At 52.1% G+C, this 24,756-nt stretch carries 20 protein-coding genes and 1 tRNA gene; 18 read left to right on the forward strand and 3 right to left on the reverse strand.

Annotated elements, in window-relative coordinates; translation table 11 throughout:
- Positions 1-67 precede the first annotated feature (67 nt).
- From GON22_RS11390 to allC, 12 genes are all read left to right on the forward strand, one after another.
- Positions 68-838 carry a YheC/YheD family protein gene (locus GON22_RS11390; protein ID WP_160396223.1) on the forward strand — a complete coding sequence of 257 codons (771 nt, stop codon included), beginning with the start codon at positions 68-70 and terminating at the stop codon, positions 836-838.
- 130 nt (positions 839-968) lie between these two features.
- The gene (locus GON22_RS11395) at positions 969-2,561 is read left to right on the forward strand and encodes a helix-turn-helix domain-containing protein (RefSeq protein WP_160396224.1); all 1,593 of its coding nucleotides are present in this window, start codon (positions 969-971) and stop codon (positions 2,559-2,561) included.
- A gap of 25 nt (positions 2,562-2,586) precedes the next feature.
- Complete coding sequence (locus tag GON22_RS11400; protein WP_160396225.1) at positions 2,587-3,930, forward strand: 5'-deoxyadenosine deaminase; 1,344 nt, start codon at positions 2,587-2,589, stop codon at positions 3,928-3,930.
- Positions 3,927-4,541, forward strand: a complete 615-nt coding sequence (locus GON22_RS11405) for a nucleotidyltransferase family protein (RefSeq protein WP_160396226.1) — start codon at positions 3,927-3,929, stop codon at positions 4,539-4,541. The genes GON22_RS11400 and GON22_RS11405 overlap by 4 nt, the downstream gene beginning before the upstream one ends.
- A gap of 161 nt (positions 4,542-4,702) precedes the next feature.
- Positions 4,703-5,710, forward strand: coding sequence for an XdhC family protein (locus GON22_RS11410; RefSeq protein ID WP_160396227.1), 1,008 nt, complete (start codon positions 4,703-4,705; stop codon positions 5,708-5,710).
- 4 nt (positions 5,711-5,714) lie between these two features.
- On the forward strand, positions 5,715-6,674 hold the full coding sequence (locus GON22_RS11415; RefSeq protein ID WP_160396228.1) for an FAD binding domain-containing protein: 960 nt from the start codon (positions 5,715-5,717) through the stop codon (positions 6,672-6,674).
- Positions 6,655-9,081, forward strand: coding sequence for a xanthine dehydrogenase subunit D (pucD, locus tag GON22_RS11420; RefSeq protein ID WP_160396229.1), 2,427 nt, complete (start codon positions 6,655-6,657; stop codon positions 9,079-9,081). The genes GON22_RS11415 and pucD overlap by 20 nt, the downstream gene beginning before the upstream one ends.
- Positions 9,074-9,580 (forward strand): (2Fe-2S)-binding protein, encoded by a 507-nt coding sequence (locus GON22_RS11425; protein ID WP_160396230.1) that lies wholly within the window; start codon positions 9,074-9,076, stop codon positions 9,578-9,580. Before pucD ends, GON22_RS11425 begins: the two co-directional genes overlap by 8 nt.
- Positions 9,581-9,668: 88 nt before the next feature.
- Positions 9,669-10,802: a BMP family ABC transporter substrate-binding protein gene (locus GON22_RS11430; RefSeq protein WP_160396231.1), complete on the forward strand. Its 1,134-nt coding sequence runs from the start codon at positions 9,669-9,671 to the stop codon at positions 10,800-10,802.
- A gap of 512 nt (positions 10,803-11,314) precedes the next feature.
- Positions 11,315-12,307 carry a factor-independent urate hydroxylase gene (gene pucL, locus GON22_RS11435; RefSeq protein WP_160396232.1) on the forward strand — a complete coding sequence of 331 codons (993 nt, stop codon included), beginning with the start codon at positions 11,315-11,317 and terminating at the stop codon, positions 12,305-12,307.
- On the forward strand, positions 12,258-12,620 hold the full coding sequence (gene uraH / locus GON22_RS11440; protein ID WP_160396233.1) for a hydroxyisourate hydrolase: 363 nt from the start codon (positions 12,258-12,260) through the stop codon (positions 12,618-12,620). Before pucL ends, uraH begins: the two co-directional genes overlap by 50 nt.
- A 15-nt stretch (positions 12,621-12,635) precedes the next feature.
- Positions 12,636-13,880, forward strand: coding sequence for an allantoate deiminase (gene allC / locus GON22_RS11445; protein WP_160396234.1), 1,245 nt, complete (start codon positions 12,636-12,638; stop codon positions 13,878-13,880).
- A 905-nt stretch (positions 13,881-14,785) separates the two neighbouring features.
- Here allC and GON22_RS11450 read toward each other — a convergent pair.
- The 3 genes from GON22_RS11450 to GON22_RS11460 form a co-directional block, all read right to left on the reverse strand.
- Positions 14,786-15,076 carry a hypothetical protein gene (locus GON22_RS11450; RefSeq protein ID WP_160396235.1) on the reverse strand — a complete coding sequence of 97 codons (291 nt, stop codon included), beginning with the start codon at positions 15,074-15,076 and terminating at the stop codon, positions 14,786-14,788.
- Positions 15,077-15,248: 172 nt separating this feature from the next.
- Entirely contained in the window at positions 15,249-16,148 is a 900-nt protein-coding gene (locus GON22_RS11455) for a hypothetical protein (protein WP_160396236.1), read from the reverse strand.
- A gap of 823 nt (positions 16,149-16,971) precedes the next feature.
- Positions 16,972-17,048 (reverse strand) — tRNA-Arg (locus GON22_RS11460).
- A gap of 138 nt (positions 17,049-17,186) precedes the next feature.
- Between GON22_RS11460 and GON22_RS11465 the strand changes: the two genes are divergently transcribed.
- The 6 genes from GON22_RS11465 (at position 17,187) to lonB (ending at position 24,743) form a co-directional block, all read left to right on the forward strand.
- The gene (locus GON22_RS11465) at positions 17,187-18,203 is read left to right on the forward strand and encodes a hypothetical protein (RefSeq protein ID WP_336604292.1); all 1,017 of its coding nucleotides are present in this window, start codon (positions 17,187-17,189) and stop codon (positions 18,201-18,203) included.
- A gap of 89 nt (positions 18,204-18,292) precedes the next feature.
- On the forward strand, positions 18,293-19,591 hold the full coding sequence (tig, locus tag GON22_RS11470; protein WP_160396237.1) for a trigger factor: 1,299 nt from the start codon (positions 18,293-18,295) through the stop codon (positions 19,589-19,591).
- A gap of 252 nt (positions 19,592-19,843) precedes the next feature.
- Complete coding sequence (clpP, locus tag GON22_RS11475; protein ID WP_006039797.1) at positions 19,844-20,425, forward strand: ATP-dependent Clp endopeptidase proteolytic subunit ClpP; 582 nt, start codon at positions 19,844-19,846, stop codon at positions 20,423-20,425.
- Between the two features lie 13 nt (positions 20,426-20,438).
- Positions 20,439-21,695 carry an ATP-dependent protease ATP-binding subunit ClpX gene (clpX, locus tag GON22_RS11480; protein WP_160396238.1) on the forward strand — a complete coding sequence of 419 codons (1,257 nt, stop codon included), beginning with the start codon at positions 20,439-20,441 and terminating at the stop codon, positions 21,693-21,695.
- 106 nt (positions 21,696-21,801) lie between these two features.
- Positions 21,802-22,914, forward strand: coding sequence for a flavodoxin-dependent (E)-4-hydroxy-3-methylbut-2-enyl-diphosphate synthase (gene ispG / locus GON22_RS11485; RefSeq protein WP_160396239.1), 1,113 nt, complete (start codon positions 21,802-21,804; stop codon positions 22,912-22,914).
- Between the two features lie 125 nt (positions 22,915-23,039).
- Positions 23,040-24,743: an ATP-dependent protease LonB gene (lonB, locus tag GON22_RS11490; RefSeq protein WP_160396240.1), complete on the forward strand. Its 1,704-nt coding sequence runs from the start codon at positions 23,040-23,042 to the stop codon at positions 24,741-24,743.
- Positions 24,744-24,756 lie beyond the last annotated feature (13 nt).

Consider the following 24,756-nt stretch of genomic DNA (forward strand, 5'->3'; position numbering starts at 1 on the left):
CAGCGTCCACGAGTGGTCCAAGTTTATGACATATGATGATGAAAACCATATGCGGAGGCGACATTCATTGGCCAAGCGAAGCGTAAGAACGCTGCTGGATCACAATAAGATGAGAAAAACGAAAGTGCTGCTGGGCGATCCGATCGTGCGGCGCGCGATTCCTAAGACTGTCATGCTGACGAAGGCAAGGCTGAACAGCATGTTGAAAGCCTATAAAACGGTTTATGTGAAGCCAAACGTAGGCGCGCTCGGCATTGGCGTAATGCGCGTGAGGAAGCTGAAAACGAGCCGCGGCGTGCGATACGAGTGGCGGTACAAACTGATGACGAAGCATGCAACGACGATTGCAGGCTTGTATCAATTGATCCGCAGGCATAAAAAGAGCGGTTCTTATCTCGTACAGCGCGGCATCCACCTGCTTAAATATAGGGGAAGGCGATTCGACCTGCGCGTCATGGCGCAGCGGCGCTCCCCGTCAAAGCCTTGGAAAGTAACGGGCATTCTCGCACGCGTGGCAGCGCCTGGCCGCATCGTTACGAATGGAAGCCAAGGGGCATCGATCCATCCCGTCATGCAAGTATTTAGGGCGAATATGTCCAGCGGCAAAGCGTCTTCGAAGCGTTACCAGGTTGAAAATCTGTCGCGGCGGATAGCCCGCCGATATGCGATCGTGCACCGCTCCTGCGTGGAGTTGGGATTGGATGTTGCGGTTGATTACAAATGGCGCCCTTGGCTGCTTGAGACGAATACGAAGCCCCAAATTACGCCGTTCCGCAAGCTGAAGAACCTGTCGATGTATTATAAGATATTGTCCTACCGGCGCAGTTCCCGTAGGTAGGGAGGGCAACAGCATTAGCTTTACAATATCAATGTCATAAAATCTAACAAATATATTGCTGACCTCTCAATATCGGCATACAATGTTAATTAAGTTGACATGTTGATTTGCCGATTCGGGAGGGATACGCATGCGAATGACGGTTGAGCAGGCGCTGTCGGTGTTTCCATTGTCGGAAGGGAAGTTAATCGCAGGTCGGAACGGATTAAATCGGGTCATTCACGCGTTCCATGTTATGCAACCGGATGGCATGGCTGGACCTGTGAAGGAAGGGGATATGCTTATCGCATCTGGCGCTTCTATCCAAGGGAGCAGAGAAGAAGCGATTGCATGGGTTCGCTCGCTGCATCAGCGTGGAACGGCAGGCATTAGCGTGAACAACAGCCCGGAATGGCGCGAATGGGCGGCATTCATTACGGAGGAAGCAGACCGGCTAAGCTTGCCTGTCATTACGCTGCCGGATGCTTTTAACTGTGGGCCGGATTTGGATGGCCTGCTTCGGGCAGGCATTGCCCGCCAGCTGATTGCGGTTCAGGATGTGCTAGAGAAACAGAAGAAGCTTATGCGTCTCGCCCTCAGAAGGGATAAATCAGTGGATCCTTCAAGCGTTCTAGCCGAAATTATGGAGGCCGTAGGCTTGCCAGCAGCTATCATCTGGCATGATGAACGTGTTGTATTGAACGCTACCGCATGCCGGGAGGCGGCATTATTGCGGCATTGGAAGCGGCTGCCGGTTGGGCGGTGGATGGCGATCGAGGGAGTTCGTTTCATGCGTTACCCGCTTCATGATGGCGGGGAGGAAGGCGGAGGGGCGGTTTTGTTCCAATCGGCCGGGCAAACTTCACAAGCAGAGGACCAACTGCTGCTCCAAGCTGCTGAGTTGATGGCTTCGTACGCTGTGCTCGCGATTCCGGGTACGGCGGGGGCTGCTGTTCCAGATGATCTGGGAACGATGTTTCTCAGGTATTTGAACGGCACCCTTCCATCTCGCCTCTTGATGGAGCGGGCGAGAAAAATCGGCGTCATGTTATGCAATGGCGAGTATTATTGTGTGTTGGGCGTCCAGCAAAATGCCGGCAAGGCGATGGATCGGGGCTTAAGCCAGGAGTTGATGGCGCATCCGCAGCTTACGGGGCTGCAAATCGTTCATTTTGCCGTTGAGCAAGGGAGCTTGTATGTGATGCCGGCGGAAACCTTCCAGGGCGTCGACAAGCTTGCCGCTGTTCTGAGGGAATGTACAGAAGCGGCCCGCAGCCGTGGGGGATCGACCTTAACGCGTGTCGCAATCAGCTATAAGAAGGCTGCGTCTAGCCAACTGCGCGAAGCTTACATGGAATGCGTGGATGCGATTCGGCTCGCAGATGGAATGGCTGATGAGGAGCTTGTTATCCCCTTCTCGGACAAGGAGCTTGCCTATTTATTCGAAGGGATTCCGCGGGAGCGGATGAGCCGTTTTTACAAATCGGTATTGAAGAAGCTTTCCGGCGAAGAGGGCGAGCACGAGCGTGAGCTCCTGCGGACCCTCGATATGTTTCTGCAGCAAGATGCCCAAGTTGGCGAAGCGGCGAAACGCCTCTATATTCACCGTAATACGGCAGCCTATCGGCTGGAGAAAATTGGCGAGATGCTTGAGGTTGATTTTAAGAAAACATCGGATTTGCTAAGGATGAAATTAGCGTTCCTGTTCCGGCATATGCTAATGGAAGAGAAAACGGCGGATTAACTCTCGCTGCCTAGGGAGGATGCATATGGGGAACACACTCATTCGCAATGCGTTAATGATGACGATGAACGAAGCTGGAGATGTGCTACGGGGTGATGTTCGCATCGTGAATGGCCGTATTACGGCAATCGGCGGCAGTGTGGGAGTGGATGATGGGTTCGTGCCCGATGAGGTATATGAGGCGGATGGCCGCGTCCTGTTGCCGGGTTTTATCCAAACGCATGTCCATTTATGCCAGACGTTGTTCCGCGGGCGGGCTGATGATATGGAGCTGCTGGATTGGCTGCGGACGCGGATTTGGCCGCTGGAAGCTGTGCATGATGAGGAATCGGTCTATGTGTCTGCGCTGCTGGGCATTGGCGAGTTGATTCAAAGCGGGACAACGACGCTGCTCGATATGGAGACAGTCCATTATACGGATGCGGCTTTCCGCGCGATGGCGGAGAGTGGCATACGCGCGATATCCGGCAAGGTAATGATGGATCGCAAGGGCGGCGATGTGCCGCAAGCGCTGCAAGAGGATACGGGGCATTCCATCCAAGAGAGCGTGGCGCTGTTGCGCAAATGGCATGGCTATGATGGGGGGCGGCTGCAATATGCGTTTTGCCCGCGCTTTGTCGTGTCCTGTACGGAAGAGCTGCTTGTCGCAGTCCGCGATTTATCGCAGGAACATGATGTGCTCGTCCACACACACGCTTCGGAAAATCGTGGCGAAATCGAGCTTGTGCAGCGGGAGACCGGGCTGCGCAATGTAGCTTATTTAGACTCGATTGGCTTAGCTTCGCCTCGCTTGGTGCTGGCGCATTCCATTTGGCTGGATGACGCGGAGCGCGACATTATTAAGCGAACGGGGACGAAGGTTACGCATTGTCCGGGTTCAAATTTGAAGCTGGCCTCCGGCATTGCCGACATCCCGGCGTTGTTAGGCGATGGCGTGCATGTTGGCATTGGAGCGGACGGTGCGCCTTGTAACAATACATTGGATATGTTTCAAGAAATGCGCCTGACGGCGATGATCCATAAGGTTCACCATGGCCCGACGGCGATGGATGCCAGAACTGTGCTGCGAATGGCGACGATAGGCGGAGCAGAAGTGCTTGGCATGGAACGGGATATTGGTTCAATAGAAGTTGGGAAGAAGGCGGACCTTGTTCTGCTTGATTTAAATAAGTTTCATTGCTTTCCATCTTATGACGCCGATCTCTATTCCAGAGTCGTCTATTCTGCGGGCCGCGGGGATGTGCAGTCGGTGTGGATCGACGGGCGGCTTGTAATGGATGGCCGGATCGTGAAAACAATTGACGAGGCTAGTGTGCTAAAACAAGCTGATGAAGCGATCGCTCGATTGCTGGCGCGGATGTCCCCATGACGGCAGTCGTAGGATTGCTTCTTGCGGCTGGAGCTAGCACGCGAATGGGGCAGCCCAAATTGGAGCTAAGTTGGCCGGGCAGGAATGAGACGGTTGGGGCAAGGTGCTTGCGCCTGCTGCAATCAGCTGTAAGCCAGCCGCTCGTTGTCGTCCGCCCTGGGCAATCGCAGGCGTGGCTTCATTCGATTTCGGGGCTGGAAGAGAGCGGTTACCAAATCCTTCCTTGTGCGGATGCGGCAGAAGGGATGTCTGCATCCTTGCGAACGGGGACGGCTGCTGCAACTGCGATGGGTGCGGACGCGGTGCTTGTTATGCTGGGGGACCAGCCGTTTGTAACGGTGGACCTATTAGCTTCGCTCATTAGCCGATTTGGCGATGGAAGTGAGCTAGACTGGGTGGCGGCGACGGATGGAGACGGCCCGAAACCACCTATTATTTTATCCAAGCGGCTGTTTCAACGAATTGAAGCGTTGCGAGGGGATGAAGGGGCTAGACGCATATTAAGGCAGCCGTCACTTAAAGGCGAGCTGATCCAAGCGGATCCGATTTGTTTCTTCGATATCGATACGCACGAGCAATGGGCGGAGGCGATAAAGTTGTACATAAAATAGTAACGGCAGGCCCAAAAAGCGGCGATTGCGTGCATGGAGCACAATCGTCGCTTTTTGTTTTGGTTCCATTGCCAATCTTGTGTTAGGTTTGTTGACCTTAAATTAACATTTGCATATAGTGAGACTAATTAAACGAGAGGCGCCAAGAGCGGAGGGATCCGATGGATAGCTTTCATTCCCTATTAAAACGCCGCCGGCAACGGGATTGCCTAAGCGTGCTAGCGACATTAAAGTCTGCTGAAGGCCATGCTTACCGGAAACCTGGAGCCGCAATGCTGATTGGATTAGATGGGCAGCTTGATGGGCATTTAAGCCCTGGCTGTATTGAAGCGGATCTGGCGCGGCTGGCCGAACTGGTGCTGGTGAACGGGCAATCGTCTTTAATGGTTTACGATGTGCGCGAGGCTGATGATTTATCTTGGGGGGAAGCGGTGGGCTGCGGCGGCAAATTGGAGGTGCTGCTGGAGCCGATGGACACGGCGCTGTCAGCGGCGCTAGAAGCGGCTGAACGGGCTTTGGATGAAGGCCATTCCGTTAAGCTGACACGGCGAATGAACTATGCCGGGGTGGTCAGCGAATACCGGGTGCAATATGGCGATAGCTGGCATGAACGTTTTTCCCGTCCGTTGGGCGGAACGCCTAAGGCTGATCAAGCGATTAGCTTCCATTACGAAGCGAATCCGCGGCTGATAGTGTTCGGTGCAGGAGATGATGCGATGCCGGTCGTTGCGTTAGCGTCACGCGCAGGGTTCTCGGTCGTGGTTGCTGATCGAAGAGGCGGGTTATGCAGCCGCTCGCGATTTCCTTCTGCCTCTCAGCATGTATCGGGCGGTGTTAACGAAATGGCAGCAGCGCTGGCGATTCGCCCCGTAGACCGAGCGGTCGTAATGTCACATCAAATGTCGCAGGACCGTGATGTGCTGGCTATCCTCGCCAAGTCCCCCGTACGATTTATTGGCTTGCTAGGATCATCCAGACGGATCGAACGATTAACGGATGGATTGTTCTCGCCGCATGATTTGCGGTTGCATGCGCCTGTCGGCATTGTTCCTTACGCGGAAGGGCCTGAACGAATTGCGATTAGCATCGTGGCTGAGCTGCTCGACGATATTCGGCGGGAAGGAGCCTCAACCTTAACACGGGCCATGGCTGAAGCAGAGAAGGGGTGAGGGGATGGATGCTCTAGATCGGGAGGCGCCGGCGTATGCTGCCGTAAAAGTCTGGCGGCCGCATACGCTGGAAGAAGCATTGCGGTTGAAAAGGCAGTTCGGGCAAACGGCACGCTACGTCGCAGGAGGCACTTGGCTTCGAACGCGCTGGGAGGCAGGCGAAGCTGCCATGCCATTACATTTGATTAGCTTGGAATATATAGCGGATATGCATGCGATCCAAGAGATGCCATTCACAGGCGATCCCGATTCGTATATTCGGATCGGGGCAATGGTTTCACTTGCTTCATTAATAGAGAGCCCTCTCGTGAAGGAGGGCGCTCCTCTGCTCCAAGCTGCTGCCCGGTCAATCGCGGCGCCATCTGTACGGGAGCTAGCTACTGTCGGCGGCAATGTGTTGACCCGAAGCGGCGACCTTGTGCCAGCGTTAGCGGCGCTGGATGCGCAGCTTGTCTTGTATACGGGCAATGCGCCAGCAGGCAGCCATAATAGTGGGGGGGATGAGCGGCTTCCGCTTATCGAATGGCTTGCAGCGGCGGGAGATGAGCTTGGTTGTTGCCTAGTTGCCGGCATCGAAATTGCAGTTGGGCAACCGAACAAACGTTATTGGTTTCGCAAAGTTGGCCGCAGGGAATCGTTCTCGCCATCGGTAGTTACAGTAGCTGGGGCATTCAGCATAGATGCGGGCACTGGGCGTCCAGCCGATGTTCGAATTGCAGTCTCAGGCGCTGGCCTTTCTTGCACGCGATTGTATGATGCGGAGACGGCAGCAGAGCAAGAGGCGGATGGAGCGAGGGTGTACGCTGCGGCCCGAGGGGGCATCCCTTCTGTCGCAGATGATTTTGCCGGGTCAGCATACCGAACAATGGCAGCGGCGAATATCGTTGCAGCGGAGCTCGATGCAGCAGCCCATAGGCCGGCGGTTAGCGGGGAGGGAGCGATCGATGAAAAGCCAGCGGGATGAATCGCAATTCACTGCTCAGGCGGCCCCATCGGCAAAGCTGGATCGGGATGCGATGGGTACAAGGTGGATGGAGCGCCCCGATGGACGTGCGAAGGTGACGGGGCGGCTTGCTTACTTGACCGACCGGAAGAGTGAGCACATGCTGCATGGCAAAGTGCTGCGCAGCCGGCATCCCCATGCGAGAATCATTCATGTAGACATTTCCGCCGCTGTATCCATGCCGGGCGTACATGCGGTGTTAACAGCAGAAGATGTGCCGGGGTTAAATGGATACGGCATCGTAACACAGGATATTCCGGTATTTTGCACGGATCGGGTACGCCATGTTGGCGATGTTATTGCTGCGATAGCAGCGGAGACGCCGGAGCAAGCATCTGCTGCGGCAGAGGCGATTTATGTCGATTATGAACCGCTTCCGGTTGTGGATGATCCCCTTCGCGCACTTGAACCAGATGCGCCCCAACTGCATGAGATGGGCAATATGTTGCATGAGACACTCGTCTTGCGCGGCGATATCAATGCAGCTTTTGCACAATGTGCTGCCATTGTCGAGGAAGTGTATACAACGCCGCGCCAGCTTCATCTCTATATGGAGACAGAAGGTGGCCTGTTCGTGCCGGAAGAGGATGGCCGCCTTACCGTCTACTCAGCAACGCAGCATGGATATATGGACCGGATGCAGCTTGCCCGCATTCTAGCCTTGCCTGAATCATCGATTCGCGTCGTATCGAGCCCGATCGGCGGTTCGTTCGGAGGCAAGGATGAGCTTAACGTCCAGCCTTACGGTGCATTGCTGGCGATTCGCACAGGGCGCCCCGTCCGGCTGCACAACAGCCGGCGGGAGTCGATGCGGGCAAGCATTAAGCGCCATCCGATGCGCATTCGCATGCGGACGGGGGCAGATGCAGAAGGGAAGATCGTTGCGCATCACACGGAAATCGTGGCGGATACAGGCGCGTACGCAACGCTTGGGCGCGAAGTGCTCCAATTTGCGACGGAGCATGCAACGGGCCCTTACCGTATCGCAAATGTGAAGACAGAGGGGCGGAGTGTCTTCACGAACAATGGCATTGCTGGCGAGTTTAGGGGCTTTGGCGGGAATCAAGTTATATTTGCGCTAGAAGGGCAACTGGACCGGTTGGCTGAACGGCTCGGCATGGATGCATGGGAACTGCGCCGCCGCAACTTGCGGGAGGCGGATGATCCGGGACCGGTTGATCAGATCATTGTGCCGACAAATGGGGCAAGAGACGTGTGGGACGCGGCGTTGCGGTCATCGCTGATGGCCCGGCGTGGGCAATCCAAGCAGGGCGATGCCCCGTGGCTCGTGCGCGGCGTTGGAGCTGCAATCGTGATGCATGGCGGCGGGCTTGGTTATGGCATTCCCGATCCCGCGGGCGGAAGGCTGGCGCTCTCCGCTGATGGAAAGATTGAGGCGGCCTTCGGCTTCGAGGAGTTCGGGCAAGGCGTATTGTCCGTGCTGCAACTGTTGGTATGCGAACATCTCAACTGCGCGGCGGATGATGTCCGAATTGTGATTGGCGATACGGATGCTGTGCCGCATACCGGTTCAGCGACGGCTTCGCGGGCGACAGCAATGGCGTGGCAAGCGATGAGGCAGCTCGTGCCGCCGTTTGCGGCGGTGCTTCTTGCGCAAGCGGCGAAGCTATTGGCGTGCAAGGAAGCTGAGTTGTTCACGGGCGCTGGAGGCGTGTGGCGGCGAGCGTTAACATCAGGGCAGGCGCTGGATCAGCCGGATTTGGCTATCTCGTATAAGCAGCTAGCTGAAGCATCTTCTGAAAGCATTATGGAGCAGACGGCGTTTGATTTCCCGGTCACGCCTTCGCCTAACCCGACAACTGGCGCACATTTTTTGTATACGTACGCATCGGTTGTTGTTGAAGCTGAAGTCGATTTGCTGACGGGCCGCGTGCAAGTGCTACAGGCCGATCATTACGTTGCGGCTGGGCCTGTTGTTAACCCGATGGGGTATCTGGGGCAGATTGAGGGCGGCTCGGCGATGGCGCTTGGCTTCACCTTAACGGAGGAAGCCGTGATGGAAGAGGGGCGGTATGCGAGGGGGCAGCTCGATACGTATATGATCCCGACCATTAGAGACATGCCGAGGGAGGTCGGTGTCGAGGCGATTGAACAGCTGCCAGCTGGCGATCCATTTGGGCCGCGGGGCGTTGGCGAGATCGGTACAGTAGGATTAGCGCCTGCCATCGTGTCGGCGATTCGCGCAGCATGCGGCAGTTGGGTGAATCGGCTTCCTGTTCGTCCTGAGCAATTAATTCGCCCCTTTCATGCCTTCTTGAAAGCCGATCTGCCAAGCGGGCATGGCGCGCAGTGTCCACAGGTTGAGGTTGAAGTTGAGCTTGAGCGAGGAGGGGACGTTCATGATTGAAACATCGTATCGGTTAAGCTGTACCGTTAATGGGGCTGCCGTATCTCGCCATGTTCCGCCAGTGCGGCGGCTGCTCGACTTGCTGCGCGAGGAGATGGGGCTTACGGGGGCTAAGCCTGGCTGTGATGTTGGGCGATGCGGCGCTTGTATGGTGCTAGTGGACGGCAGGGCGATGAATGCCTGCTTGTTAATGGCCTATCAATGCGAAGGCCGGTCAATTGAAACGATTGAATCGATCACCGGCCCCTCCGGAGAGGGGTTGCATCCGATCCAGCAAGCGTTATTGGCAGAAGGCGGGCTGCAGTGTGGATATTGCACGCCGGGGATGGTTATCAGCCTGAAAGCGTTATGCGATCGCGTGCCTGAACCAACTAGAGAGCAGATCGAAGAAGCGTTAACCGGAAATTTATGCCGTTGTACCGGTTATGAAGGCATCATTCGCGCAGCGCTGCGAGTATCGGCGTTTAACCAGCAATCCCATCCAGATCCGGCACCTTGAATGCGCGACGGGCGGCTGCAGCTCTGCAAGAACGGCAAAGGCTGAGGAGTTGTGTGCTGCTCTCATACATGGGAGGGAGAGATCGGTTATGAAAAAATGGACGCTGCTATTGGTGCTCGCTATGCTCGTCATAACGGCTGCTTGTTCGAAGGAGTCGAGTGCCCCGGCAGATGAAGAGGGCGCGAAGGCTGGGGAAAGGCAGGCGTCTAAGCCTGATGGTCAGGCGGCTGCGAAGCCGAGGGTTGCATTCGTCTACATCGGCGTTCCGGGTGACGGAGGCTGGACCTACCAGCATGATCTTGGCCGCAAAGCGGTCGATGAGAAATTTGGCATCACGTCTACGATCGTCGAGAATGTGCCGGAAGGCCCGGATGCAGAACGTGTATTTGAGGAGCTGGCGCAAAAAAATGACATTATTTTCGGAACTAGCTTCGGCTATATGGATGCAATGGTTAACGTGGCCAAAAAACATCCCAGCGTTAAATTTGCACATGCAACGGGCTACAAGACGGCGGATAATTTGTCCACTTATGCAGGGCGCGGGTATCAGACCGGTTATCTGTCTGGCATGGCGGCTGGGCTGATGACCGAGAACAATAAGATCGGCTATGCGGCGGCGTTTCCGATACCGGAAGTCATTTATACGATTAATGCATTCGCGTTAGGGGCACAAAGCGTCAATCCGGATGCGACGGTACAAGTCGTATGGACGAATACATGGTTCGACCCCGCCGTCGAGCGGCAAGCGGCTGTAAGCTTGCTTGATCAAGGCGTTGACGTGCTTGCCAACTATCAGGACTCGCCTGCCGGCATTCAGGCAGCGGCCGAACGTGGCGTATTCGGGTTAGGGAACGATTCGGATATGAATAAGTATGCGCCTGATTATTACTTGACGAATCCGGTATGGAACTGGGCGCCGTATTACATCGATCAAGTGCAGCAAGCCGTTGATGGCACGTGGAAATCCTCAGCCTACTGGGGCTCTATCGCGGATGGTACGGCTGATATTGCGCCACTAGGCACAAGTGTCCCGCAATCGGCGCGCGATGCGATTGAAACAAAGAAGAAGGCGATCAAGGACGGATCCTATCATGTGTTTACGGGACCGGTTTACGATCAGGGCGGGGCGGAGAAGGTTGGCGTAGGCAAAACGCTGCCAGATGATGAGATTCACAACATGATGTGGTTCGTCAAAGGCGTGAACGGCACGATTCCGGATTAAGCGAAGTGCGGCGAAGACGGCAATGCGGGGGCAGCCGCATCCACCTTCACTTTATGATGCGCGCGGGTCGGGTGTTTCGGCTGTTGTTGCTGTTGCTGGCGCTAACGGACTCCAGGACCGTTATTCTGGATAAAAAAGAGTCTTTGGAATTGTAACGGACTCGATAGCCGTTATTCATGTGCAATTCGGCTCTTCATGCGCTGAACTTGCTAAATAAGGACCGCTGGGTCCGTTAAAATCTGAAACGGGCTGATTTTCGCCAAATAACGGCTCTCAGGTCCGTTAGATTTATACAGCGTTAGGCGCGCGCAGGGTGGGCCAATGGCTGCTCGACAGTAGCTCAGCGCGGAGATGCGACTGCTCAATGGCTGTTCGCAGGAAGCCCAACGCTACTCAATGGCGGCGCTGCGGCTGTTTGACGGCGGCGCTCCGTCAGCGCTACGCCCCGGCGTTGGTTGTTGCCCTTCGGCGGCTCTGTTTAATGGCCGCGTACTTTAATCGGAGGTGATTTTATGGCTCCTCAGTTTACAGAACGTACCTTGATGTATGGCAAAGGCGATGTTTTCGTCTATCGCACGTATGCGAAGCCGCTTATGGGCGTGAAGCCGATTCCAGAATCGGCTTACACGGGCGATAGCAATGTCATCTTCGCGTGGAATGTGGATGTCGCGCTAGGCGGGGAACCGTTCCGCACCTCGTTTACAGAGGGCGATAACGGATTAGTCGTAGCGACCGATTCGATGAAAAATTTTATATTGTGGCATGCCGCTGAATTTGACGGCTGCACAATTGAATCGTTTTTGCACCAAATGGCAACTCGATTTATGAATCGGTATGGCCATATTGATACGATTGAGCTTGGGGCGGAGCGGCTGCATTTTGACGCGGCTTCCGTCGGCGGAGCAGGCGGCGTAGCGCCAAGCGATATCGTGTTCCGCCATGCGCGGAATGAGCAAGCGACAGCGCGAATCGCTATTCATCGCGGGCAGGTGGGGGGTGAACCTAGCGTTACATTTTTAGAGGGCGGCCTTCGCGGCATTCAGTTAATTAAAGTGAAGGGGAGCGCGTTCGCTGGCTTTATTCGCGATGAGTATACGACACTGCCCGAGACGAGTGATCGCCCCCTGTATATTCATCTAAATCTTACATGGGCTTACTTGAATGTTGATGACGCTATCTCGGATGACCCGGCTCGGTATGTGCCCGCACCGCAAATCGGGGATGTCGTGCAGTCGGTGTTCCATGAGGTGTATTCGCCTTCAATTCAATATCTGCTCCATCAAATCGGGCTGCGCGTACTGGAACGGTTTCCGCAGCTTGCGGCAGTTTCATTCGAATCTAACAATCGGACTTGGGAAACAATCGTCGAGCAAGCGGCAAGTGCGGGCGCTGTGTTTACCGAACCGAGACCGCCATACGGCTTTCAACGGTACACCTTGACGAGGAGCGATGCGGATGAGCACTGGCAAAATCACGACGCACGCATTAGACCTGCTTCACAGTAGGCCGGCGGAGGGGCTTAAGGTCGAGCTTTGGAAAATCGAACCGCCTGAGTGCCGCCGCCTAATGGCCGATGCCGTGCTTAATGAAGATGGCCGAACGAGCGGGCCGCTCCTAGCGGGCGAGGAGCTGGATGCCGGAATCTACGAGCTGCAATTTGCTGTCGGTGATTATTTTGCTGCAACATCTAGTGTGGCTCCAATGCCGCTGCTCTTCACAGTTGTTCCTATACGGTTCTATGTCTGTGATCGAACGCAGCATTATCATGTGCCGCTGCTGGCCGCGCCTGGCGGCTACAGCACGTACCGCGGAAGCTGATAGGAGGCGTCGCGTATGTTCGGGCCAATTGCACAATTGAAGCAGCAGCTCGCTAATCAAATCGATTGGCTATCGCATTATGGTGCAGACAGCGAAGGGGGAGTGACGAGGCTTCTCTATTCGCCTGCATGGGTAAATGCGCAGAATGGATTAGCGCAGCGGATGCGGGAAGCAGGGCTGGATACGTATTATGATGATGCAGGCAATCTATACGGGCGGCTAGAAGGGACCGAGCAGCCAGAGGCCGTTGTGCTGACTGGCTCTCATATTGATACGGTGCGATCTGGGGGGAAGTATGACGGAGCGGCAGGCATATTAGCAGGGTTGTCCTGTCTCAGGCAGTTGTATGAGCAATATGGAAGGCCCAAAAGGACATTAGAAATCGTCTCGTTGTGCGAAGAAGAGGGCAGCCGGTTTCCGGTGACATTTTGGGGATCGGGCAATATGACGGGGCGCTGGAGCATGAGTCGAATTCCTGAGGTGTCAGATATCGAAGGCATCCCGTTAGCGCATGCGATGGCGGATGCTGGGTTTGGCCTAGGGACGCACCGTCCGTGCCGGCGCCAAGATTTGATTGCATTTATTGAGCTTCATATCGAGCAAGGCATGGTATTAGAGCGGTTGGGCCGGCCGATTGGCATTGTTCAGGGAATCGTTGGCCAAGTGAGATTAACATTCGAAGTGTGCGGAGAGACGAACCATGCGGGCACGACACAGATGGGATGGCGCAAGGACGCGGTAGCCGGAATGGCAGAGATGGCGTTAGCGTTGGAGCAGGAGGCTAAGGCAGCGGGAGACCCATACGTTGCAACCGTAGGGAAAATTGTCGTAACGCCGAATGTTTCCAATGTAATCGCAGGCAATGTTTTGTTCACCGTCGACCTGCGCCATCCGAATGCATTCTCATTGGAAACCTTTGCGCGGCAGGTTGTTGAGCGCTTTTACAGCATTGCATCTGATCGGTCGCTTCAGCTTTCTCATCGCCAGTGGATGCATGCTGAGCCAGTGCCGATGAATGATGCCCTCATTCGCGAACTTGAGCAAACATGCCAAAGCCTGCAGGTCAGCTATCATGCCATTCATAGTGGAGCAGGGCATGACGCGCAACTGCTCAGTGCCATTTGCCCTTCGGCGATGCTGTTCGTTCCAAGCCGGGCGGGCATTAGCCACTCACCAGATGAATATACGAGTGCACAGGATCTGGCTCTCGCAACCATTGTGCTTGCTGATACGTTGCACCGGCTTGCTTATGGTAATTAGAAGCAACCTGGACCTTGGTTAGCTGAGTTTTGACAGAACAAGCCCCATAAGCGCGATGACGATGATGACTGTGCCGATTGCGAGCCCTACTATAAGCTTTGGCGAGATGTTCATGAATGAGCACTCCTTCTATAGGTGGTCAGAAAAAATCCCTAAAACCTTGCTGATGCTCGGTTTTGGGGATTTTGTATTTAAGCGGCTCTTTGCGCTTTGCTGATTTTATCGCATTATGAAACGCAGGACAAGTGGCTCTTTTATGTGCAATGGCATTTCTGAACCTATGGATTCCATTTTATTGCATGGGTGATATTCCTTGAAATGATAGAGATTACGGGGGTTATTTTAATGGTATTCTATCAAAATCTATATATTGGCAAGTTCGATACGTTTACTGTGATGACAGAAATATTAATGATAACGCCGTAGTGAAAAGTTTGCTTCTACTAACTACTGTTGGTAGCAGCGCTAACGAACCTGAAAATCGCAATCATGAATCTTAAGATGCTGGCTGTGAAGTAGAAGAAAGAAAAAGAGGCCGAGCGCTCCAACGCTCAACCTGGGGACTAGAATCGAACCTTACAGACCAGTATGAGGGGCGAGTAAGTAACCCTTCTTATCCTCCATTATTATCGTAAGGGCGTGAACGTAATGACGATTGTTATTGTCCTAATCACGCTCGAAGCATTAGTTGTGACGCTAGCTACGTATATTAAAAGTCGGCGCAAATGGAGGGGGTTTCGCCCACTTCGTAACAGTAGCCGCCGATGCGTATGCGACTTCCGACCGTATCTATGCGCTCAATTACACCGATTGAGTGTAGATCCTCGAATAGGATCGGGAGCTCTTCGCTTCAACGGTTCATTTCGTTAGTGAGTGCAGCTCTGCTTTTTATAGATAGTGGAATTTTATCGGACTTTCTTTAATTTATTCGAATACGTAGATAGTGTCGGAAACTTCTTGCTATTAATAAAGATATAATACTTACGAATGACATTTTGAAAATTCCCGGCACTGTCCTTGTCTTTGACATTAAGTAATGCTGCGTACATTCTGTCATCATCACGTACGGTGTAATCAATATTGATCTTAAACTCTTGTTCGATTCTCCTCGCACGAGACATTCGGGAATTGACAGCTTTTTCACTTGTAATGCTCGGATCATTTTCTAGAAATCTACGAAACTCTTCTTCTTGCATATTCAGATTCCTCCTTATTATTTAGCTTATGTGAACGTACAATTCTCACGCATAAAGTACATTACCGATTAACTCTTCGTCTTGAAACGCTACGATATCCGTTTCGTCTAGCGCGACCGTATGTAATTGAATGTCCGATGTGATCGTGCGAAATCCTACTTAAACATCTATTTTATACCCAGTTTTCCACCTCCGCATCATGAAATGCTTCTTGAATTTCATTGGTTAACTCAACGAGCTTTGGGCCGAATGACTCTATTAGTGCTTCCATTTTTGAGTAGTTATGAAAAAATAGTGTCTTTAAACCTTCGTTATAACTAGCAAGTATGATTTCATTAGTGATGGCATGCGAATTTATTTGGAGAAAAGAGATGACTTCACTAAGCAGTTCTACCAGCATTTTCGGATAGGCTGTAGTTATCTTACCAAATACATCTGATGAGTAAGAGCTGAAGTCAATGTTTGGCATCGTATACGCTGCGAAAGCAGAGTTAAAAGAACTGTGTAGAGAATTGGAAAAGAATTCTTGGTTTTGTTCTCTTTTCTTAAAAAATTTTTTCTGAATAGATGAATCGACACCAATTGACTCGAAGAAAGTTCGGAAATTCTTGTATACTTTTTTATCTTTTATGTTCTTCTTCCAGAAATCTTTATTATCATACATTTCAGTGATATTCCCATATCCACTAGCGAAGTCTTTACTTGCAAGGGCGGCATAATAAATATCAATTGATTCAATCATTGGTCGTTGTAAACATTTAATCGAATCCATCATTCCTGCATACATCATATTGCGTATAGATAAAAGATTACCAGTGATTTTAGCCGTCAGGACGACGAATGTGATTTCTGTTTCCACCAGCTTACTATTAACTAGCATTTCGTGGAGATTAATCACAGCCGCTATTCCGATGTCTAGTATATGTACGTAATCAACTAAATGCTCATTAATCAATGCTCTAAGTGCCGGTTGTTTACTATTTATTGTATATTCCAGATCGTTATAAGGGTCATAGTTATGTCTCTCCATAAATTGCGCATCCATTAATCTAGAAATGTCAAATGCCCGCATTAAGTCTCCTCCTTTAAATAACAATCAGATTATGAGTTCATTCGACATTTACAAGCATTTACCTTTTTTTTTGTTAGTATTCTTCATCTATAGGGAAACGAACGATGCAGGTAGACTCTGCATGCCCTTACGTTTATTTTGACGGAGGGATTTGACTCATTTGCTTATGTCGATGAGAACGGTGAGCGCCACTTATCTGTTCTAGCTGACACACACTATGCGCGGGTAAAGAAGCAAGACACCATGTTCAAAGAGCACGCCGAATCTATCGGCCGCAGCCCAGTATTCACGATTACGAATATGTCGACGATCGACGAGGTAATCGAGCGCGTATCCGATAAACGAAGGTGAAACGGCAGTACTCGGACGTTAGCGCGAAAGATCTTGGGTTTGTTTACAAACTGCTTCGGCATGTTCATTTCGTAACTAATACGATCTGTGCGAGCTCTTACGAGTGTCGCGTAGAAATACTTTGCCACTAAATTAAGGAGAACGTCGCAGCACTAAAGGGAATTTTTTTGTTCGAGCTTGATCGTGAGCACATAGAGACAGCAAATCAACGATTGGATTCAATAAGTACTATGTCGGAGGAGTATGCTTAAATGGGGGCATGCAACGTTGATGTAGTGAAAGATGATGACTTTCACTTGCGGCTTTTCGATTGCGTTCCTCGTATAGGTGTCTTCCCCTTGCATGGATCCACAAAAAAGCCTCCTACGTTTATTAACGTAAGAGGCGGCAATTATCCGTATGGTCTTCACCAGTGTTAGCGTGAAGAAAATCCACGTTCATTTAGCTGATTTAACGAGGTTAAAAATAAAAGTGGCGTCCCGGAAGGGATTCGAACCCCCGACCGACGGCTTAGAAGGCCGTTGCTCTATCCGGCTGAGCTACCGGGACACAACGGAAATTATTGTAGCATACCATTGTCTGTTTTTGCAATCTTAATTTTTTATTGGTGAATATCGTTTAAATCGGGGTTAACTCGGACAAAACTGCTATAGAATGCTTGCGAGAAAAGGGGGCGCTTCCATTCGTGTGTTTCATCGCGCAGCATGGTATAATGAACCAACCACAGATTGGCGAAACATTCGTTTCCCATGGCAAGGCGGTGCTAACATTACGGATAAGAACGAACCCCGGGACGACAGTCGAGATAACGTGTATCTTTTCCCGAAGATGCTAGACCACTATCAGATCCAACTGACACGGATGTTGGAAGCCGAGCAATATAGTGATGCGAAGCAATTGATCCGGTTCCTGCTGCAATGCAGAGGCGAGGATGCGCGGCATTATGAAGAATGGGGCAATCTGCTGTCTTGGCTGGAGATGGCATTTCCCGACGATGGTTCGCCGCTTGATTACTCGAGCCCAGCGGACCAAGAGGAAGAGGCTGATCTAAGGCGCGCAGCGCTTAAGCCGGCAGAGCAGGATGAGGCATATGTGAAGCAGGTGCTTTACATTATTCAAAACCATCCTTCTATCGACCAGCAGATGCTTGCTCTTGAACGTGCTGTACACTTGGATCACCCGGATGTGGACCCGACGATAATCCAATGGCTAACGGCGGCCTCCGTTCACCCGGTCGTACAGTTTAAAGCGCTGCAGTGTTTGCGTCGCCGTGATGTAACAGGGAAACTGGCGATGGAACGGCTGGACGAAGACGCGGAATTAGACATTGAGATGACGCCGCTCGCATTGGAAGATTTTCCGATCCCGATTATCCAGACCGTGGAGCGGGTAGAGTCGATGACCGAATCAGATGATCCGACGCTTCCACATTTTGCAAGAGAGCTATGGAAAGAATGCCTGCAATTTTTGTATGGAACTTCCGCTTATAACCGAATGCTCGATGATGAAGAAGAGACAATCGATTGTTGGGCAGCCGCGCTGCACTTGACGTTGCTGATTACGGTTTATGGGTCGGCAGAAGATGATGCGATTCGCGATACATATGGAATTTCAGAACCGCTTCGGTTCCGGTATGAGCAAGCCTGCCGCTCCCTGCGCCAGGTCGCTGGATTCGGACGGTTCGAGGACAGTCCCGAGTCTTGATAATTACGGGGATGTTGTTTATAATAGAATGGTTTATTAAACGTGAGATTTTCGCATTGAATGCGTAATGTTGGAGGGGAAGGCAAACCATGAAAGCAACTTGGGAAAAAATAGACACGAACTTGGTATCGCTCAACGTTGAGGTTGGAGCGGAGCAAGTGACTGAAGCGCTCGATAAAGCGTTCAAGAAAGTTGTACAAAAAGTAAACGTGCCAGGATTCCGTAAAGGCAAAGTGCCGCGCGGCATCTTCGAAAGCAAATTTGGCGTGGAATCGCTTTATCAAGACGCGATTGACATCATCCTGCCGGACGTTTACGCGGCTGCTGTCAATGAAGCTGGCATCCTGCCCGTTGACCGTCCTGAGATCGACGTAGAGCAATTTGCTAAAGGCCAAACGTTCAAGTTCTCGGCTAAAGTAACAGTTAAGCCAGAAGTGAAACTCGGCGATTACAAAGGCCTCGAAGTTCCTTCCGCTGAAGCGGTTGTAACAGAGGAAGAAGTAAACGAAGAGCTGAACCGCCTGCAACAGCGCCACGCTGAGCTGAACGTTATCGACGAAGGTACAGTAGAGAGCGGCGACACGGCTGTTATCGACTTCGACGGTTCCGTTGACGGCGTTCCATTCGAGGGCGGCAAAAGCGAGCGTTATTCGCTCGAAATCGGCTCCGGTTCGTTCATCCCGGGCTTCGAAGACCAAGTTATCGGCTTGGGAACTGGCGACTTCAAGGACGTAGAAGTAACGTTCCCAGAGAGCTACCACGTTGCGGACCTGGCTGGCAAAGCAGCAATCTTCAAAGTGAAACTGCATGAGATCAAACGCAAAGTCCTTCCAGCGCTTGACGACGAGTTTGCAAAAGACGTTAGCGAATTCGAAACGCTCGCTGAATACAAGGAAGATCTCCAAGGCAAGCTGAAAGAACGCAAAGCGAAAGAGAACGAAGCTACGCGTGAAACAGCTGTTGTAGAGAAAGCTGCAGAAGCTGCAGAAATCGAAATTCCACAAGCGATGGTTAACACAGAAACAGACTTCATGCTGAAGGACTTCGAGAACCGCCTGCGCATGCAAGGCATGAACCTTGAACTGTACTTCCAATTCTCCGGCCAAAACGAAGCAGCTCTTCGCGAGCAAATGCGTGGCGACGCTGAGAAACGCGTTCGCAACAACCTCGTGCTTGAAGCAATCGCTAAAGCTGAAGGCATTGAAGTAAGCGAAGAAGATGTGAACGCTGAACTCGAAACGCTTTCGAAAGCGTACAACCGCCCTGCGGACGAGCTTCGCGACATTTTCTCCCGCAATGGCAATCTTGACAACCTGAAGGAAGACGTTTCGCTCCGCAAAACGATCAAATTCCTTCTCGAAAACAGCAAAGAAGCAGTTAACGCTTAAGCAAAGCCTTCTCGGCTAGCTTTAGAGCGTATAGAAGGGTAAGGCACGTTCTTTGAAACGTGCCTTATTTTTCCACTAAACACATACATATAGTATCCCTGCGTTTCACATAGGGGAGTGAATCCCCGTACTTAATGGCAAGAACACGTCGTATACTGTTAGAAGCGACCTCATCTGGAAAAATGACAGCAACGCGTCGACGTGATAAAATAAGGAAGTATCCATTCCGCCTAAAGAAAGAAGGTTGGTCGCATGAATTTAGTACCGATCGTAGTCGAACAGACGAATCGTGGAGAGCGTTCTTACGATATCTACTCCCGGCTTTTGAAGGACCGGATTATTTTCCTCGGGAGCGCCATTGACGATGATGTCGCTAACTCCATAATCGCGCAGCTGCTGTTTCTGGCGGCCGACGATCCTGAGAAGGATATCCACTTGTACATCAACTCCCCTGGCGGTTCAGTAACCGCTGGCATGGGTATATTTGATACGATGCAGTTTATTAAGCCTGACGTGTCGACCATCTGCGTAGGCATGGCAGCGAGCATGGGCTCGCTTCTGTTGACGGCTGGCGCCAAAGGCAAGCGATTCTCGCTTCCGAACAGCGAAGTGATGATTCACCAACCACTTGGCGGCGTTCGTGGCCAAGCTTCTGACATTAAGATTCACGCTGACTGGATCATCAAAACGAAGCAGAAGCTGAATCAAATTTATGTAGAACGCACAGGTCAACCGTACGAGAAGATCGAGCGCGACACGGATCGCGACAACTTCCTCTCGGCAGAAGAAGCCGTTGCTTATGGGCTGATCGACAAGGTGGTTACGTCACTATAGAAAGGGTGATCCCATGTTTAAATTCAACGAAGAGAAGGGCCAGTTAAAATGCTCGTTCTGCGGAAAATCGCAAGAGCAGGTTCGTAAGCTAGTTGCCGGTCCCGGCGTTTATATATGCGACGAATGCATCGAGCTGTGCACGGAAATCGTTGAGGAAGAGCTCGGCCATGAAGAAGAGCTGGACCTCAAAGACATTCCGAAACCGAAAGACATCCGGGGCATCCTTGATTCCTATGTCATCGGCCAAGAAAGTGCGAAGAAGTCGTTGGCAGTAGCGGTATATAACCACTACAAGCGCATCAACTCGCAGAATAAGCTTGAGGATGTTGAACTGCAGAAGAGTAACATTCTTCTGGTAGGGCCAACAGGCTCCGGCAAGACGCTACTCGCGCAGACGATGGCGAAGATTCTTAATGTGCCATTCGCAATTGCGGACGCAACTTCCCTTACGGAAGCGGGCTACGTAGGCGAAGACGTCGAGAATATTTTGCTGAAGCTGATCCAAGCGGCGGACTATGATGTGGAGAAAGCTGAACGCGGCATTATTTATATCGATGAAATCGATAAAGTAGCCCGCAAATCGGAAAACCCTTCCATTACCCGCGACGTTTCTGGTGAAGGCGTACAGCAAGCCCTCTTGAAAATTCTAGAAGGCACAGTTGCTTCGGTACCACCGCAAGGCGGCCGCAAGCATCCGCATCAAGAGTTTATTCAGATCGATACAACGAACATTCTGTTCATTTGCGGCGGTGCGTTCGATGGCCTGGAACAGCTCATCAAGCGCCGGATCGGCAAGAAAGTGATCGGCTTCAATACAGCTGGCGACAGCCAGAAGGAATTGAAACCGGGCGAATACTTGTCAATGGTACTGCCAGAGGATCTGCTGAAGTTCGGATTGATTCCGGAGTTCGTCGGCCGTCTGCCAGTTATCTCGTCGCTTGAGCCGCTTGATGAGGAGACGCTTGTACGTATCCTGTCCGAACCGAAGAACGCCCTCGTAAAGCAGTACCAGAAACTGCTGGAGATGGATAACGTTAAACTCGAGTTCGAAGCTGGCGCGCTTGAAGCAATTGCTCGCGAAGCGATCAAACGCAACACGGGTGCGCGTGGCTTGCGTGCGATTATCGAGGGCATTATGCTCGAGGTCATGTATGAAGTTCCATCGCGTGACGATGTGAGCAGCTGCCTGATTACCGAGCAGGTTGTCAACGAGAAGATTATGCCAGAGTTGACGCCGAAGAAAGGCAAGAAAAAAGAAGAAAGCGCCTAATTATTAGGCGATTATACATTACCGTCGATGCTTCCACCCCGGCGGGCGGCCTTTTTTGGCCGTCTGTCCGCCGGGTGGACTTTGACGTTCATGGGAGAGATACCTCATGTATTTGCGTAAGGACACCGTACCCGTCAAGGTCGGCCCGCTGACAATTGGTGGCAGCGACGAAGTTATCATTCAAAGTATGTGTACGACAAAGACAGCAGATGTGGAAGCTACTGTTGCCGAAATTTTGCGTTTGGAAGAAGCGGGATGCCAGGTTGTACGGGTAACCGTAAACAACAAGGAAGCGGCAGATGCGATTAAGGAAATCAAGAAGCGCATTCATATTCCTCTCGTAGCTGACATTCATTTTGACTACCGCCTCGCGCTTGCCGCGATTGAAAATGGCGTAGACAAGGTGCGCATTAACCCCGGCAATATCGGCCGCCGCGAGAAAGTCGAAGCAGTAGTTAAGGCTTGTAAGGAGAAAGGCATTCCGATTCGGATCGGCGTAAATGCGGGCTCCCTAGAGAACCATTTGCTTGAGAAATATGGCTACCCGACGCCAGAAGCAATGGTAGAAAGCGCGTTGTTCCACATCGGCATTTTGGAAGAGCTTGATTTCCACGATATTATCGTGTCGTTGAAAGCTTCGGACGTGCCGATGGCAATTGCGGCATACTCGATGGCAGCAGAGAAAATCAAATATCCGCTGCATTTGGGCATTACGGAAGCAGGTACGCTGCATACCGGAACGATTAAGAGTTCTGCAGGCATTGGGGCGCTCTTGGCGATGGGCATCGGCAACACGGTTCGCATTAGCTTAAGCGCGGATCCAGTCGAAGAAGTGAAGGTAGCGCGCGAGCTGCTCAAAACCTTTGGCCTTATTACGAATGCGGCGACGCTCGTCTCCTGCCCGACCTGCGGCCGATTGGATATCGATCTGTTCTCGATTGCCAATGAAGTCGAAGACTACATTTCCAAAATCAAAGTGCCAATCAAAGTATCCGTGCTGGGCTGTGCAGTTAACGGTCCTGGCGAAGCGCGCGAGGCGGATATTGGCATCGCCGGCGCTCGTGGGGAAGGCATGCTGTTCCGCTACGGGGAAATGATTCGTAAGGTCCCGGAAGCGGAAATGCTGGAAGAATTGAAGAAAGAAATCGATGAGATCGTACGTGTCTACGAGGCGACAGGCGAAATCCCTGGCCGCAAACAGCATTCGCATATCAAGTAAACGTAAGATGCGTTTCGCCTCTCCTTTTTTGTATATTCAAACACCCGCAGGGAATACTGACAAGTATTAGGCCTGCGGGTGTTTTTTGTATTGGCCATGTGCCAACATTAAGGAGGGGATTTGAAATGACTCTAAGTTTTGTGTTGATGCTGATCCAGGTGTTTTTTGCTGTCGTTATCGGCTTATATTTTTGGAACTTGCTTCGCAACCAGAAGACCAATCGATCTGCCGTGGACCGCGAATCGCGCAAAGAACTTGATAAGCTTCGCAAGCTGCGCTCGATCTCGCTGACGAAGCCGCTTGCTGAGAAAACTAGGCCGCAGGCGATGCAGGATATCGTTGGCCAAATCGATGGCCTTAAGGCGCTTAAAGCGGCACTTTGCAGTGCGAATCCTCAGCATGTCATTATTTATGGGCCGCCTGGTGTAGGGAAAACAGCGGCAGCGCGTGTCGTGTTAGAGGAAGCGAAGAAAAATCCAGCTTCGCCGTTTATGGCGGAAGCGAAGTTTACCGAGATCGATGCGACGACTGCGCGCTTTGATGAACGGGGCATTGCAGACCCGTTAATCGGCTCTGTCCATGACCCGATTTACCAAGGGGCAGGGGCTATGGGCGTCGCGGGCATTCCACAGCCGAAGCCAGGTGCGGTCACCAAGGCCCATGGCGGCATTTTGTTCATTGATGAGATTGGGGAATTGCATCCGATTCAGTTGAATAAGCTATTAAAAGTGCTTGAGGACCGCAAAGTATTTTTGGAGAGCGCCTATTACAACTCCGAGGACGCAAATATTCCAATGTATGTCCATGATGTGTTCCAAAATGGGCTGCCTGCTGATTTTCGCCTAGTTGGCGCAACGACCCGTTCACCACAGGAACTGCCAGCCGCGCTGCGTTCGCGTTGCATGGAAGTTTATTTCCGTCCGCTGCTCGCTGATGAAATCTCGCTGATCGCTAAGAATGCAGTGAAGAAGATCGGCTTCGAGCCGTCTGCCGATGCGATTGAAGTGGTAAAACGTTATGCGACGAATGGGCGGGAAGCCGTCAATGTGATTCAGCTTGCAGCAGGCCTGGCTTTATCCGAGAAACGGGATACGCTGACTGCGGCTGATATTGAATGGGTTGTGAATAGCAGCCAAATTCCGCCGCGACCAGACCGCAAGGTGCCTTCAGAGCCCCAAGTCGGGTTCGTTAACGGCTTAGCTGTGTATGGACCGAACATGGGGACATTGCTAGAAATTGAAGTAAGTGCGATCCCAGCCCGCACGGGCAAAGGGACTTTCACAATCACGGGCGTGGTTGACGAAGAAGAACTCGGCGGTGGCTCGCGTACGCTGCGCCGCAAGAGCATGGCGAAGGGGTCAGTGGAGAATGTATTGACTGTGCTGCGCCGCTACGGCCTTCGTCCACATGACTATGATCTGCACATTAACTTCCCTGGCGGCACGCCGATCGACGGCCCTTCAGCGGGCATTGCAATGGCGACGGCAATTGCCTCCGCGATCAAAGGGGAGCCGGTTGATAACAAGCTGGCAATGACAGGCGAGGTTGGCATTCATGGCAATGTAAAACCGGTAGGTGGCGTGCTTGCCAAAGTAGAGGCGGCATTCCAAGCTGGAGCTGAACGAGTGATCATTCCGCGTGAAAATTGGCAAGCGATTTTCGAAGGCCTAGAGGGCGTGAATATTATTCCGGTGGACCGTGTGGATGAGGTGTTTGCGTTACTTTTCCCTCAGGCAGAGGAGAAATTCCATCAGTTGGATTCCGTCCCTGCGACAGAGCTGTATATCTCTCCTTCAGTGCCGTATTTGCAGGCTGATTCCGCGGAGTGATAAAATGGTATAG

Source organism: Paenibacillus sp. MMS18-CY102 (assembly GCF_009789195.1).
Classification (GTDB): domain Bacteria; phylum Bacillota; class Bacilli; order Paenibacillales; family Paenibacillaceae; genus Paenibacillus_T.

Bases quoted from the DNA above. Each gene is read 5' to 3' on its own strand.
- GON22_RS11415 (WP_160396228.1), top strand. From the start codon at position 5,715: ATGGATGCTCTAGATCGGGAGGCGCCGGCGTATGCTGCCGTAAAAGTC.
- GON22_RS11425 (WP_160396230.1), top strand. From the start codon at position 9,074: ATGATTGAAACATCGTATCGGTTAAGCTGTACCGTTAATGGGGCTGCC.
- GON22_RS11410 (WP_160396227.1), top strand. From the start codon at position 4,703: ATGGATAGCTTTCATTCCCTATTAAAACGCCGCCGGCAACGGGATTGC.
- GON22_RS11395 (WP_160396224.1), top strand. From the start codon at position 969: ATGCGAATGACGGTTGAGCAGGCGCTGTCGGTGTTTCCATTGTCGGAA.
- tig (WP_160396237.1), top strand. From the start codon at position 18,293: ATGAAAGCAACTTGGGAAAAAATAGACACGAACTTGGTATCGCTCAAC.
- allC (WP_160396234.1), top strand. From the start codon at position 12,636: ATGTTCGGGCCAATTGCACAATTGAAGCAGCAGCTCGCTAATCAAATC.
- clpX (WP_160396238.1), top strand. From the start codon at position 20,439: ATGTTTAAATTCAACGAAGAGAAGGGCCAGTTAAAATGCTCGTTCTGC.
- GON22_RS11430 (WP_160396231.1), top strand. From the start codon at position 9,669: ATGAAAAAATGGACGCTGCTATTGGTGCTCGCTATGCTCGTCATAACG.
- GON22_RS11455 (WP_160396236.1), bottom strand. From the start codon at position 16,148: ATGCGGGCATTTGACATTTCTAGATTAATGGATGCGCAATTTATGGAG.
- lonB (WP_160396240.1), top strand. From the start codon at position 23,040: ATGACTCTAAGTTTTGTGTTGATGCTGATCCAGGTGTTTTTTGCTGTC.
- GON22_RS11450 (WP_160396235.1), bottom strand. From the start codon at position 15,076: ATGCAAGAAGAAGAGTTTCGTAGATTTCTAGAAAATGATCCGAGCATT.
- pucL (WP_160396232.1), top strand. From the start codon at position 11,315: ATGGCTCCTCAGTTTACAGAACGTACCTTGATGTATGGCAAAGGCGAT.
- pucD (WP_160396229.1), top strand. From the start codon at position 6,655: ATGAAAAGCCAGCGGGATGAATCGCAATTCACTGCTCAGGCGGCCCCA.
- ispG (WP_160396239.1), top strand. From the start codon at position 21,802: ATGTATTTGCGTAAGGACACCGTACCCGTCAAGGTCGGCCCGCTGACA.
- GON22_RS11405 (WP_160396226.1), top strand. From the start codon at position 3,927: ATGACGGCAGTCGTAGGATTGCTTCTTGCGGCTGGAGCTAGCACGCGA.
- uraH (WP_160396233.1), top strand. From the start codon at position 12,258: ATGAGCACTGGCAAAATCACGACGCACGCATTAGACCTGCTTCACAGT.
- clpP (WP_006039797.1), top strand. From the start codon at position 19,844: ATGAATTTAGTACCGATCGTAGTCGAACAGACGAATCGTGGAGAGCGT.
- GON22_RS11400 (WP_160396225.1), top strand. From the start codon at position 2,587: ATGGGGAACACACTCATTCGCAATGCGTTAATGATGACGATGAACGAA.